The organism is Pseudomonas sp. B21-035, assembly GCF_024748945.1.
In the GTDB taxonomy this organism is placed as follows: domain Bacteria; phylum Pseudomonadota; class Gammaproteobacteria; order Pseudomonadales; family Pseudomonadaceae; genus Aquipseudomonas.
On sequence record NZ_CP087179.1, the window covers coordinates 4,827,119 to 4,839,402 of the forward strand.

Sequence of the window (12,284 nt, forward strand, 5' to 3'; positions counted from 1 at the left end):
ATGCGGCAAGTTGTCACAGTAAACAACAGCATAGTTATTCAAGACATAAAAAAAGCCCGGTTCCACCAGGAACCGGGCTTTTTTTGAACGCCGAAGCGAAATTAACGCTTGGAGTACTGAGGACGCTTACGTGCTTTACGCAGACCCACTTTCTTACGCTCGACTTCACGGGCGTCGCGGGTGACGTAGCCAGCTTTGCGCAGAGCGCCACGCAGGGTTTCGTCGTAGTCCATCAGTGCACGGGTGATACCGTGACGGATTGCACCGGCCTGGCCGCTGACACCACCACCGATAACGGTGACGTAGATGTCGAACTTTTCGGTGGTCTCGGTCAGTTCCAGCGGCTGGCGTACTACCATGCGCGCGGTTTCACGACCGAAGAACACGTCCAGAGAACGGTTGTTGATGGAGATGTTACCGGTACCTGGACGCAGGAAAACGCGAGCGGTTGCGGTCTTGCGACGGCCAGTGCCGTAATTTTGAGTCGCCGACATAATGAACTATTCCGTTAAATCTTCAGTTCTTGGGGCTGCTGAGCAGTATGAGGGTGAGTAGCGCCCGCATAGACTTTCAGCTTACGGTACATGTCGCGACCCAGTGGGTTCTTAGGCAGCATGCCTTTAACCGCGGTCTCGATCACGCGCTCTGGGGCCTTGGCGATCAACTTCTCGAAGTTGATTTCCTTGATACCGCCCGGGAAGCCGGAGTGGGAGTAGTACATTTTGTCCGAAGTCTTGGCACCAGTGACACGAACCTGCTCGGCGTTGATGACGACGATGTAGTCGCCGGTGTCAACGTGAGGAGTGTACTCTGGCTTGTGCTTGCCACGCAGACGGCTCGCGATCTCAGTGGCCAGACGACCCAGGGTCTTGCCAGCAGCGTCAACGACGAACCAGTCGCGCTTTACTGTTTCCGGTTTAGCAGTAAAAGTTTTCATTCTTTATAGCCTCAGGGGCCGCCCAGCGAAAATAAGACGGCAGATCTTACTGGATAGTGCGCACCTTGACAAGTCAAGGACACAGCCGCACACGGACGCTATCGGGGGCTCGGGTCAGCGCGTCCAATATTCGGCAGGGTTCTTCTATGGAGCGGGGCATCACTCCCGCTGCACGGAGAGGGGCTGAATTATCCAGATTGCGAAAAAAAATTCAACCTGCTTTTATGCTTCTTTTAGACAGGAAGCAGTCGAATGGACTATCGCCAGCTGGGCCGAACCGACCTCAACGTCAGCGCCCTGTGCCTTGGCAGCATGACCTGGGGCGAGCAGAACGACCAGACCCAGGCCTTCGCCCAGATCGAACGGGCCAAGGCCGCCGGGATCAATTTCATCGATACCGCCGAGATGTACCCCGTCCCTCCCCGCCCGGAAACCTACGCCGCCACCGAGCGCATGATCGGTAACGGGTTCAAGCAGCGCGGCGATCGCGCCCAGTGGATCCTGGCCAGCAAGGTGGCCGGCCCCGGCAACGGCATCAACCATATCCGCGACGGCCTGCTCAAGCACAACCGCCAGCACATCGTCGCCGCCCTGGACGACAGCCTCAAGCGCCTGCAGACCGACTGGATCGACCTCTACCAGTTGCACTGGCCAGAGCGCAGCACCAACTTCTTCGGCAAGCTGGGTTACCAGCATGCGCCGCAAGACCTGTTCACCCCGCTGGAAGAAACCCTCGAAGTGCTCGACGAGCAGGTCAAGGCCGGCAAGATCCGCCACATCGGCCTGTCCAACGAAACCCCGTGGGGCACCATGAAGTTCCTGCAACTGGCCGAAAGCCGCGGCTGGAGCCGCGCGGTGTCGATCCAGAACCCCTACAACCTGCTCAACCGCAGCTTCGAAGTGGGCCTGGCGGAAATCGCCATCCGCGAACAGTGCGGCCTGCTGGCCTACTCGCCCCTGGCTTTCGGCATGCTCTCGGGCAAGTACGAAAACGGCGCACGCCCGGCCGCGGGCCGCCTGACCCTGTTCAGCCGCTTCTCGCGCTACTCCAACCCGCAAACCGTGGCTGCCTGCAGCCGCTACGTGAAGCTGGCCCGCGACCATGGCCTGGACCCGGCGCAAATGGCCCTGGCCTTCGTCACCCGCCAGCCGTTCGTGACCAGCAACATCATCGGTGCCACCACCCTCGAGCAACTGGACAGCAACCTGGCAAGCGCCGACCTCAAGCTCAGCGACGAGCTGCTGGCGGCCATCGAGGCCATCCATCAGGACCAGCCCAACCCCGCGCCCTGAGACGCAATCCCGGTTCCCATCAACAAGGTGGGAACCGAGGGTAGACACAATCGCCAAAAAATAAGACGATCCAGCCGGTGATTGACCACTCTACCCTATAAGAATAAAGAAAATGATGTTTACCCAACCCACGGCGTCCTTGCGGCGCGTCAGTATCCTGGCCATCGACAATGTCTTCGCATCGACCCTGATGCAGGCCAAGGATTTCTTCCATCTCGCCAGCCTGCGCTACAGCAAGCAGTTGGGCCTGGGCCTGCAGCCGATGTTCGAAACCCGCCTGGTGAGCCCTGACGGCCAGCCTGTGCGCAGCTTCAGCGAAGTGATGCTGCCGGTCGACAGCGGCCTGGAGCAGGCCGACATCATCATCCTGCCGGCGTTCTGGGACGATTTCGATGCCCTCTGCCAGCGCTACCCGCAAGTATTGCCCTGGCTACGCGAGCAACACGCCCGCGGCGCCGTGCTCTGCGGCGAGGCCAGCGGCGTGTTCTGGCTGGCCGAAGCCGGGTTGCTCGACGGCAAGGAGGCGACCACCTACTGGCGCTTCTTCAGCCAGTTCGAAGAGCGCTTCCCCAAGGTCAGCCTCAACCAGGACAAACACCTGACCGACGCCGACAACCTCTATTGCGCCGGCGGCACCACCTCGGCCTGCGACCTGTACATCTACCTGATCGAGCGTTTCTGCGGGGCCAACGTTGCGCAAGCGGTGGCCCGTGACATCCTCTACGAAGTACAGCGCAACTACACCCCGGGGCGCATGGGCTTTGGCGGGCAGAAACTGCACCAGGACCTGATCATCCTGCAGATCCAGCACTGGCTCGAAGAACATTTCGCCGACAAGTTCCGCTTCGAGGACGTGGCCCGCAACCACGGCATGAGCATCCGCAACTTCATGCGCCGCTTCCAGAGCGCCACCGGCGACAAGCCGCTGCACTACCTGCAACGGCTGCGGATCGAAACGGCCAAGGGCTTGCTGTCGGGCACACGCAAAAGCATCAAGACCATCAGCTATGAAGTTGGTTATGACGATGCGAGTTTCTTTGCCCGGTTGTTCAGGCAGCACACAGAGTTGTCGCCGAATCAGTATCGGCAGCAGTTTATGCAGGAGGCCTGAAAGGCCTCCTCAGCTTCAAGCCTCAAGCTTCAAGCGGCAAGCAAGAGCAAGAGCAAGAGCAAGAGCAGGATCAAAAGCAGCACGCGGTCGGCTCTTGATCCTGCTTGCAGCTTGAAGCTTGAAACTTGCAGCTGCTTTTAAGGCTTATGCGCCCGCGACAGGAATTCGTGGGACTGCATTTCCAGCAGGCGGCTCAGGGTGCGCTGGAACTCGAAGGTCAGCCGACCACCGGTGTACAGGTCCTTGAGTTCAACCTCGGCCGAGATGATCAGCTTGACGTTGCGGTCATAGAACTCGTCGACCATGTTGATGAAGCGTCGGGCGATGTCGTCGGTGGCGACGCTCATCTGCTCGACGCCGCTGAGCAGCACGGCATGGAAGATCTTGCCCAGTTCGATGTAGTCGTTCTGGCTGCGCGGGCCGTCGCACAGTTCGCGGAATTCGAACCAGGCCACGTCGTCACAGGTACGCAGGGCGCGGATTTCGCGGTTCTCGATCACCAGCACATCGTTCTCGACCGCCTGGGTGCACTCCGGGGTCAGTGCCTTGAAGCTTTTGCGCAGGCTTTCGTGGGCCGCTTCGTCGAGCGGGAAGTGGAACAGCTCGGCTTGTTCCAGGTGCCGCAGGCGATAGTCGACGCCGCTGTCGACGTTGACGATCTCGGTGTTCTGCTTGATCAGGGCAATCGCCGGCAGGAAGCGTGCGCGCTGCAGGCCGTCCTTGTACAGGCCGTCAGGGACGATGTTGGAGGTGGCCACCAAGGTCACGCCGTTCTTGAACAGCTCCTCCATCAGGGTGCCGAGGATCATCGCATCGGTAATGTCGGAGACGAAGAACTCGTCGAAGCAGATCACCCGGGCCTCGTCGGAGAAGCGCTTGGCGATGATGGTCAGCGGGTTCTTCTCGCCCTTGAGGGTTTTCATTTCCTCGTGGACGCGCTTCATGAAGCGGTGGAAGTGCGTGCGCACCTTCTGCTTGAACGGCAGCGCTTCAAAGAAGGTATCGACCAGGTAGGTCTTGCCGCGGCCTACCCCACCCCAGAAGTACAAGCCCTTGACCGGTGCCTGGTCCTTCTTGCCGAACAACTTGCCGAACACACCCGGCTTGTTGTTCTGCGCCGCGATCAGATCGTCGTACAGGCGCTGCAGATGACGCACTGCAGTTTCCTGCGCCGCGTCATGGAAGAATTCGGGACGTTTCAGATCTGCTTGATATCGTTCTAGGGGCGTCATAATTCGTTAGCAAGGTAACAAAAACGGGCCGTCACTGTAGCGACGGCCCGGGATAATGGCAATCAGACTTCCGATAAGCCGTTCAGTCCTGCTGGGGCACCAGGGCCGCGCGCAGGGTTTCGATGGCGCTGTCGCGGGCGGCGCCGTCGGCAAACTGCGGGCCGTCGCCAACGCACTCACCTTCCAGCCACAGGCTGAAGCCCAGGCCTTCGTGGCGCACGTCAAGCTCGCCGCCCTGTTGCAATTGCTTGCTCACAGCACCTGCGGTCTTGCCGTCGGCGAAGTTGCGCGACAACAGCAGTTGCTCGCCATCGGCCGCCAGCAGGCGGAAGCGGAAGCTGCCGTCGTCTTCGCGGAAGCTGACAAAGCGCGCGGTCTTGGCCGCCTTCTTCTTGACCTGGGCAGTGGCCTGCTCGACGTTACGGAACGAGCGCAGGCCGACCGCTTCGCGCAGCTCCTCAAGGAACGGCGTGGCCACCTTGCGGGCTTTTTGCGCGCCGGCCAGGAGGATGTCCTCAAGGTCGGCCGGGCGGCTGATCAACTGGTGATAACGCTCGCGCGGCTCGCTCAGCTGGCCATCGAGCAACTGGAACAGGCGCTGCTTGGCTTCGCCCCAGCCCAGGCCCTGGAGCAGTTCGCTGCGAAACTCATCGGCCTGGGAGGCAGTGGCGAAGGCCTGGAACAGGGTGAACAGGTGCGCGTTGTCCGGATCCTTGGCTTCGCCCGGGGCGCGGGAGTCGGTGACGATGCGCGAGATGGCATCCTTCATGTCCTTGGCGCTGGTGAACAACGGGATGGTGTTGTCGTAGCTCTTGGACATCTTGCGCCCGTCCAGGCCCGGCAGGGTGGCGACGCTTTCTTCGATCAGCGCTTCGGGCATGGCGAAGAATTCCTTGCCCTGGCCGAACAGGTGGTTGAAGCGCTGGCCGATGTCGCGGGCCATTTCCACGTGCTGGATCTGGTCACGGCCGACTGGCACCTTGTTGGCGTTGAACATCAGGATGTCGGCGGCCATCAGTACCGGGTAGCTGTACAGGCCCATGCTGATGCCGGCATCCGGGTCTTCGCCGTTCTCGACGTTCTTGTCCACCGACGCCTTGTAGGCGTGCGCGCGGTTGAGCAGGCCCTTGGCCGCAACGCAGGTCAGCAGCCAGGTCAGCTCGGGAATCTCGGGGATGTCGGACTGACGATAGAACGTCACTCGCTCCGGGTCCAGGCCACCGGCCAGCCAGGTCGCGGCGATTTCCAGGCGCGAGCGCTGGATGCGCTGCGGGTCGTCGCATTTGATCAGGGCGTGGTAGTCGGCCAGAAAATAGAACGAGTCGACACCCGGCTCACGGCTGGCGAGGATCGCCGGGCGGATGGCACCGGCGTAGTTGCCCAGGTGAGGCGTGCCCGTGGTGGTGATACCGGTAAGGATGCGCGTAGTCATGGGTAATCGCTTATCAGGCTTGTATCAGTTCGAAAGGCGTGGCAGCACCAGTTCCTTGAGGTCGGTGAGCTTGCCATGGAAAAAGTGTCCGCATTCTGCCACTTTCAGCAGCTCATGGGGGCGTGGCAGTGCGCCGGACCAAGCGTAGACGATCTGCGGATCGATCACTTCGTCGGTTTGCGGCTGGATCACGCTCAGCGCGCAGCCTTGTGGCAAGGTGTCGTGATCCTGCAGGCGCATCACCGCTGGCGCAACCATGAACAGGTGCTTCAATTCGATACCGTTTGCTTCCAGACGCCCGCCGAGGCTGGCCGCAACAAAGCCGCCGAATGAAAAACCCATCAGGGTCAGGGGCAGCTGCGGATGTTGTTCCAGCAGCCAGGTCGCTGCCGCCTGAGCATCGTCCACTTCGCCGCTGCCCATGTCATGGTTACCGGCGCTGGCACCGACACCACGGTAGTTGAATCGCAAGGTGATGTAACCGGCATCGCGGGCGGTGCGCTGCAGCATCGACACCACCTTGTTGGTCATGGTCCCGCCCTGCACCGGGTTAGGGTGACACAGCAACACCACGCCACGGGCGTCGGCAACATCAAGGTACAAGGCTTCCAGTTGGCCGACCGGGCCATCGATGAATACGGGGGTTTCGCGGATAAGCAAGGATAAACTCCGTGACCTCGGAAAGGGTCGACTCGTCTAGCTGAATGATTCTGTCTGAGATATTTGCGATCGTTCGCGGTATACAGCGCAGGTCCGAGCCGTTAACGTAAAGCAAAGCCGTTTATAGAGGAAGGACTCGTGGAACTCTCGCTCTTAGTTTGGTTGTTGCCGACCCTGGCCCTCGTCGTGGGTGTCGTCGTTGGTTTCCTGGTCGCCCGCCTGCTGCCCAATGCCGCACCGAGCAGCACCCAGCGTCAGCTGGATGATATCCAGGAACGTTTCGACAGCTACCAGAATGAGGTGGTTACTCACTTCAACAGTACGGCTGCGCTGGTCAAAAAGCTGACCCAAAGTTACCAGGACGTCCAGGATCACCTGGCCGAGGGCGCCAACCGCCTGGCCCTCGACGAACTCACCCGCCAGCGCCTGCTGGCCGCCCTGCACTCCGAAGCCGTGCAGCCTGCGCGTGATCGCCTGACCCCGCCGAAGGACACCGAGGTGCCGCGCGACTACGCACCGAAAGCGCCCAACGCACCGGGCATGCTCGATGAGCATTACGGGCTCAAGCGTTAAAAATACAAACCCCGCCAACTGGCGGGGTTTTTTATTATGGCTGCTGTTGCAGCCTGCAGGAGCGGGCTTGCCCCGTGATGAGCCTCAGCAATACCAAGGCGCCTCCCCCTCCCGGTAGCCGTACTTCTCCCGCGCCTCATCCAGCACCCGCCGCTCAACTCCACCCTGGCGCACCAGGCTGTGCAGGCTTGCCAGAACGATACTGAAGCGATCGACCTCGAAGAAGCGCCGCAGCTGCTGGCGGGTATCGCTTCGGCCAAAGCCATCAGTGCCAAGCGTCACATAAGGTGCCTGTACATATTCAGCAATCAATTGTGGCCAGGCCCGCACGTAATCGGTTGCGGCAATCACCGGCGCGTCACCGTCCAGGCAGCGCTGCACATGGCTCAGATCAGCACTGCCCTGCCCCAACCGGCCGGCGCGATCTACATCCCGCGCCTCACGCGCCAGCTCGCTGAAGCTGGTGACACTGAACACTTCACTGGCAACCCGCCAGTCGCTGGCCAGCAGTTCACTGGCAGCAATCACCTCGCGCAGAATCGCCCCGGAGCCCAGCAGGCGCACCCGCCCCTGGGCAGCCGGCAGCTGCTGTTCGACATAACGGTACATGCCGCGCAAAACCTCTTCATGCACCTGCGCCGGCAGGGACGGCTGTGGGTAGTTTTCGTTCATCACCGCGACATAATGAAATTCATCGCACTGTTCAGTGAGCATGCGCCGCGCCGCGTACTCGAGGATCACCGCCAGCTCGCCAGCAAAGCACGGCTCCCAGGCCCGGCAGTTGGGCACCATCGAGGCCATCACCAGGCTTGAACCGTCCTGATGCTGCAGCCCTTCTCCGCCCAACGTGGTGCGCCCGGCAGTGGCGCCCAGCAGCAGGCCACGGGCGCGCTGGTCGGCGGCGGCCCAGATCAGATCACCGACGCGTTGAAAGCCGAACATCGAGTAATAGATGTACACCGGCAGCATCGGCTCGCCATGTACCGCGTAGGACGTTGCCGCCGCCACCCAGGAAGAAATCGCCCCGGCTTCGGTAATACCTTCCTCCAGCAACTGGCCATCGCGCGCTTCCTTGTAGGACAGCAACGACCCTGCGTCTTCCGGCTCGTAGCATTGCCCCTGGGGCGAGTAGATGCCGATCTGCCGGAACAGGCTGGCCATGCCGAAGGTGCGCGCCTCGTCGGCGACTATCGGCACCACCCGCGGCCCCAGCTGCGGCGCCTTGAGCCAGGCGCTGAGCATGCGCACGGCGGCCATGGTGGTGGACATTTCCTTGCCTTCGGCCTGCAGGGCGAAGCCGCCCATGGCCTCCAGCGCTGGCACCGGCACCGGGCGTACGTCGCTGCGCCGAGCAGGCAGCGGCCCACCCAGAGCTTCCCGCCGCTCGCGCAGGTAGCGCATTTCTGCGCTGTCTTGGTCCGGTCGATAGAACTGCAACTGTTCGACCTGCGCGTCCGACAGCGGCAAATGAAAACGATCACGAAAGGCCAGCAAGGCCTGCACGTCGAGCTTCTTGGCCTGGTGCGCGGTCATTCGCGATTCACCGGCGGCGCTCATGCCGTAGCCCTTCTTGGTCTTGGCCAGAATAACCGTTGGCCGGCCCTTGCAGGCCTTGGCGGCGGCGAAGGCGGCGTACAGTTTGCGAAAATCGTGGCCACCGCGTTTCAACGCATTGATCTCGGCCGAGCTCATGTGCTCCACCAGCTTTTGCAAGGCCGGTTGCTGGTTGAAAAAGTGCTCGAGGTTGTAGGCGCCATCTTTGGCCCCAAGGTTCTGGAACTGCCCGTCCGGGGTCGCCGCCAACTGGCGCAACAGCACGTGCTCGGTGTCACGAGCGAACAATGCGTCCCACTCCGAGCCCCAGAGCACCTTGATCACGTTCCAGCCGGCGCCACTGAACAGCGCCTCCAGTTCCTGGATGATCTGGCCGTTGCCGCGCACCGGGCCGTCCAGGCGCTGCAGGTTGCAGTTGACCACGAAGGTCAGGTTGTCCAGTTGCTCGCGGGCGGCCAGGGTCAGGCCGGCAATCGACTCCGGCTCGTCCATCTCGCCATCGCCAAACACCCCCCAGACGTGCCGGGCACTGGTATCGAGCAACTGGCGGTTGTGCAGGTAGCGCATGAACCGCGCCTGGTAGATCGCGTTGAGTGGGCCGATGCCCATGGATCCTGTCGGAAACTGCCAGAAGTCCGGCATCAGCCACGGATGTGGGTAGGAGCACAGGCCCTTGCCAGCCACTTCCTGGCGATAGCTGGCCAGTTGCTCTTCGCTCAAACGTCCTTCAAGGAAGGCCCGGGCATAAATGCCCGGCGCCGAATGCGGCTGGAAGAACACCAGGTCAGCGCTGCGTTGCTCGCCACCGGCCTCACCGCGAAAAAAGTGCTGGAAACCGACTTCGAAAATCTCTGCGGCCGAGGCATAACTGGCGATGTGCCCGCCGAGGTCGCCATAAGCGTGGTTGGCCCGCATGACCATGGCCAGGGCGTTCCAGCGCAGGATGCTGGTGATGCGCTCATCGAGCTCCAGATCACCCGGATAGACGCCCTGCTGCTCCACCGACAAGCTATTGCGATAGGCCGAAAAGGCCTGGGCCCCGCGCTCCAGGCCCAACTCGCGGGCATGGGTTTGCAGTTGCTGCAGCAGAAACCGCGCACGCTCCGGGCCGCAGTGCAGCAGGGTCGAATCCAGTGCGTCCAGCCATTCGGCGGTTTCCCCCGGATCGCTGTCCTGCTGTGGATCGCCCGGGCGCCGCGGCACACCTTCGCCAGGCACAAGGTTCATCATTGCCACCATTGCATTGACCTCGTCCGTGAAAGGTTAGGCGCAGGCCTTGAGCGCTTGTTGAATATCCGCCAGCAGGTCGTCGATGTCCTCCAGGCCCACCGACAGGCGTACCAGCCCTTCGGAAATGCCGTACTGCGCACGCTCCTCTGGGGTATAGCTGGAGTGGGTCATGCTTGCCGGGTGTTGGGCCAGCGATTCGGCATCGCCAAGGCTGACGGCACGGCTGAACAACTGCAGGGCATTCATGAAACGCCTGCCGGCAGTGATGCCGCCCTTGAGTTCAAAGGCGATCATGCCGCCCGGCAAACGCATCTGCCGCTGGGCCAGCTCATATTGAGCAAAGCCGGGCAGGCCGGGGTAATTGAGCATTTCAACTTCCGGCTGTTGCTCGAGGTATTCGGCAATGGCCTGGGCATTGCTGCAGTGGCGCTCCATGCGCAAGTTCAGGGTTTTCATCCCGCGCATCAGCAAGGCGGCGTCATGGGGCGACATCACTGCACCGGTCATGTCCTTCAAGCCTTCCAGGCGAATCCTGTCCACCAGCGCCTTGCGCCCCACCACCAGGCCGGCAGTGATATCGCCATGGCCACTGAGGTACTTGGTCGCCGAATGCACCACCAGGTCGGCGCCCAGCTCCAGGGGTCGCTGCAGGTACGGCGTGCAGTAGGTGTTGTCGACCACCACGCTGATATCGTGCTGGTGCGCAAGCGCGGCCACGGCAGCGATATCGGTCATCTGCATATTGGGGTTGGCCGGGGTTTCGAAATAAATAACCCGGGTATTGCCGTTAATCGCCGCGGCGACAGCCTGCAGGTCGCTCATGTCGACATGCCGGACCTTGACCCCGAACTCGCCGATACCATGGTGTAAAAAGGCAAAGGTGCAGCCGTACAGGGTGCGCCCCACCAGCACCTCGTCGCCGGGGCGCAGCAGGGTCCACAGGGTCGCGGTAATCGCGCCCATCCCCGAGGCCAGCGCCAGGCCGGCTTCGCCGCCTTCGAGCGAGGCCATGCGTTGTTCCAGCAAGGCCAGGGTAGGGTTGGAAATCCGGCTGTAGAAATGTCCGGCCTGTTCACCGGCGAAGCAGGCAGCGCCGTACTCGACGGTCGGAAAAGCAAAGGTCGCGGTCTGGTAGATCGGTGGCACCAGGGCACCACTGTGTTCCAGTGGATCGTAACCGTGGTGAATGGCGCGGGTGGCAAAACCTGAATTGTTATTGGAGCCGCTCATGGCAAACAGCCTCTAGTGGTTTGTTATAAGCTTATGCCACTGAGGTGCTGATTTTTTTCCAAATGTAGCCGTCCTTGCGGAAGGTTATTGACATAAAAACAACGATTTCAGACCACGGAGGGTAAAACATGCCTACAACCATCGATCGCACCGATCGAGCGTTGCTCGCGGCCTTGCAAGACAACGCGCGCTTGACGGTTTCCGAGCTGGCCGACCAGGTCGCACTGACCACCTCGCCGTGCTGGCGACGGATCAAGCTACTGGAAGAAGCCGGCTACATCATCGGCTACCAGGCCATCCTCTCGCCCAAGTCGCTGGGCTTTGGCGTAACCGCTTTCGTCAGCATCATGATGGACTCGCACAGCAAGGAAATGGCCCGCGCCTTCGAGCAGCGGCTGATGGAAATCCCCGAAATCGTCGCCTGCCACAACATCTCCGGGCGTTATGACTTCCTGCTGGAAATCCTTGCCCGCGACCTTGAGTCATTCGGTGAGTTTGCCCGCGAAGTGCTGCAGACCTTGCCCGGGGTGAAAGAGATTTACTCGAGCTTCTCGTTCAAGGCAGTGAAGGAGAAGCGGGTGATTCCGGTTTCGGAAAAGCACATCTGAATTCAAATCCCGTTCCTACAATGTGGGAGCGGGCTTGCCCCGCGATTTTCCCACTGCATCGCCCTGTAGGAAGCAAATTTCTTGCTGCTCAGAAAATCCTGACTCCAACTCCCACCCCGCGCGCCATTTTCAGAAACGGTCAAGAATCGCCGTTCTTATGAAATGCGCCATATCGTACCAACGAGCGAGGGCGGTGCACTGTATGACCTGGACAACCTGCCGGGGCCGCTGGCACCGAGCTCTATCAGGACACCTTGCTTGAGCACTTCATCGCAGTGACGCAACATCCAGAGGGCTCGGACCTGATTTTTTACCCGGCTGGCGATCAGGAACCAACGCCGCAGAAGATTATGAAGCAGATCCTGGAGTGGCGAGTAGCCAACGGCAGGCCTGGACTGAAGGTGGGCTGAATGAGGGCCCATCG

11 protein-coding genes and 1 pseudogene are annotated in these 12,284 nt (G+C 61.2%); 5 read left to right on the forward strand and 7 right to left on the reverse strand.

Annotated features, from left to right (window positions below; all coding sequences use genetic code 11):
* Window positions 1-101: 101 nt before the first annotated feature.
* Together rpsI and rplM are read right to left on the reverse strand one after the other, a co-directional pair.
* Entirely contained in the window at window positions 102-494 is a 393-nt protein-coding gene (gene rpsI / locus LOY22_RS21985; protein ID WP_038998850.1) for a 30S ribosomal protein S9, read from the reverse strand.
* A gap of 14 nt (window positions 495-508) precedes the next feature.
* Complete coding sequence (gene rplM / locus LOY22_RS21990) at window positions 509-937, reverse strand: 50S ribosomal protein L13 (RefSeq protein ID WP_010220758.1); 429 nt, start codon at window positions 935-937, stop codon at window positions 509-511.
* Window positions 938-1,189: 252 nt separating this feature from the next.
* On the opposite strand from rplM, the gene LOY22_RS21995 reads away from it, so the two are divergent.
* Together LOY22_RS21995 and LOY22_RS22000 are read left to right on the forward strand one after the other, a co-directional pair.
* Complete coding sequence (locus LOY22_RS21995) at window positions 1,190-2,230, forward strand: NADP(H)-dependent aldo-keto reductase (RefSeq protein WP_045197290.1); 1,041 nt, start codon at window positions 1,190-1,192, stop codon at window positions 2,228-2,230.
* Between the two features lie 190 nt (window positions 2,231-2,420).
* Window positions 2,421-3,341, forward strand: coding sequence for a GlxA family transcriptional regulator (locus LOY22_RS22000; RefSeq protein WP_177329159.1), 921 nt, complete (start codon window positions 2,421-2,423; stop codon window positions 3,339-3,341).
* A gap of 137 nt (window positions 3,342-3,478) precedes the next feature.
* Here the strand turns inward: LOY22_RS22000 and zapE are convergent, their stop codons facing one another.
* The 3 genes from zapE to LOY22_RS22015 all read right to left on the reverse strand — a co-directional run bounded on the left by zapE (window position 3,479) and on the right by LOY22_RS22015 (window position 6,665).
* A complete protein-coding gene (gene zapE / locus LOY22_RS22005) occupies window positions 3,479-4,573 on the reverse strand; it encodes a cell division protein ZapE (protein ID WP_045197288.1) in 1,095 nt (364 codons plus the stop codon).
* 82 nt (window positions 4,574-4,655) lie between these two features.
* A complete protein-coding gene (locus LOY22_RS22010) occupies window positions 4,656-6,005 on the reverse strand; it encodes a tryptophan--tRNA ligase (protein WP_045197286.1) in 1,350 nt (449 codons plus the stop codon).
* A gap of 24 nt (window positions 6,006-6,029) precedes the next feature.
* Complete coding sequence (locus LOY22_RS22015; RefSeq protein ID WP_093379795.1) at window positions 6,030-6,665, reverse strand: alpha/beta hydrolase; 636 nt, start codon at window positions 6,663-6,665, stop codon at window positions 6,030-6,032.
* 138 nt (window positions 6,666-6,803) lie between these two features.
* Between LOY22_RS22015 and LOY22_RS22020 the strand changes: the two genes are divergently transcribed.
* Complete coding sequence (locus LOY22_RS22020) at window positions 6,804-7,238, forward strand: YhcB family protein (protein ID WP_038998843.1); 435 nt, start codon at window positions 6,804-6,806, stop codon at window positions 7,236-7,238.
* Window positions 7,239-7,322: 84 nt separating this feature from the next.
* Here LOY22_RS22020 and mdeB read toward each other — a convergent pair whose 3' ends face one another.
* The gene (mdeB, locus tag LOY22_RS22025; RefSeq protein WP_258594801.1) at window positions 7,323-10,019 is read right to left on the reverse strand and encodes an alpha-ketoglutarate dehydrogenase; all 2,697 of its coding nucleotides are present in this window, start codon (window positions 10,017-10,019) and stop codon (window positions 7,323-7,325) included.
* A gap of 36 nt (window positions 10,020-10,055) precedes the next feature.
* Window positions 10,056-11,252 (reverse strand): methionine gamma-lyase, encoded by a 1,197-nt coding sequence (locus tag LOY22_RS22030; protein ID WP_045197282.1) that lies wholly within the window; start codon window positions 11,250-11,252, stop codon window positions 10,056-10,058.
* A 128-nt stretch (window positions 11,253-11,380) separates the two neighbouring features.
* Between LOY22_RS22030 and LOY22_RS22035 the strand changes: the two genes are divergently transcribed.
* Both LOY22_RS22035 and LOY22_RS27155 read left to right on the forward strand, forming a co-directional pair.
* Window positions 11,381-11,860, forward strand: coding sequence for an Lrp/AsnC family transcriptional regulator (locus tag LOY22_RS22035; RefSeq protein WP_045197280.1), 480 nt, complete (start codon window positions 11,381-11,383; stop codon window positions 11,858-11,860).
* 242 nt (window positions 11,861-12,102) lie between these two features.
* Window positions 12,103-12,270 (forward strand): annotated as a pseudogene (locus LOY22_RS27155) (bacteriocin immunity protein); the annotation flags it as partial.
* Window positions 12,271-12,284: the final 14 nt, after the last annotated feature.

What these genes read in the sequence shown, in the direction of transcription:
- rpsI (WP_038998850.1), bottom strand. Translation starts at nt 494, where the DNA reads ATGTCGGCGACTCAAAATTACGGCACTGGCCGTCGCAAGACCGCAACC.
- rplM (WP_010220758.1), bottom strand. Translation starts at nt 937, where the DNA reads ATGAAAACTTTTACTGCTAAACCGGAAACAGTAAAGCGCGACTGGTTC.
- LOY22_RS21995 (WP_045197290.1), top strand. Translation starts at nt 1,190, where the DNA reads ATGGACTATCGCCAGCTGGGCCGAACCGACCTCAACGTCAGCGCCCTG.
- LOY22_RS22000 (WP_177329159.1), top strand. Translation starts at nt 2,421, where the DNA reads ATGCAGGCCAAGGATTTCTTCCATCTCGCCAGCCTGCGCTACAGCAAG.
- zapE (WP_045197288.1), bottom strand. Translation starts at nt 4,573, where the DNA reads ATGACGCCCCTAGAACGATATCAAGCAGATCTGAAACGTCCCGAATTC.
- LOY22_RS22010 (WP_045197286.1), bottom strand. Translation starts at nt 6,005, where the DNA reads ATGACTACGCGCATCCTTACCGGTATCACCACCACGGGCACGCCTCAC.
- mdeB (WP_258594801.1), bottom strand. Translation starts at nt 10,019, where the DNA reads ATGAACCTTGTGCCTGGCGAAGGTGTGCCGCGGCGCCCGGGCGATCCA.
- LOY22_RS22030 (WP_045197282.1), bottom strand. Translation starts at nt 11,252, where the DNA reads ATGAGCGGCTCCAATAACAATTCAGGTTTTGCCACCCGCGCCATTCAC.
- LOY22_RS22035 (WP_045197280.1), top strand. Translation starts at nt 11,381, where the DNA reads ATGCCTACAACCATCGATCGCACCGATCGAGCGTTGCTCGCGGCCTTG.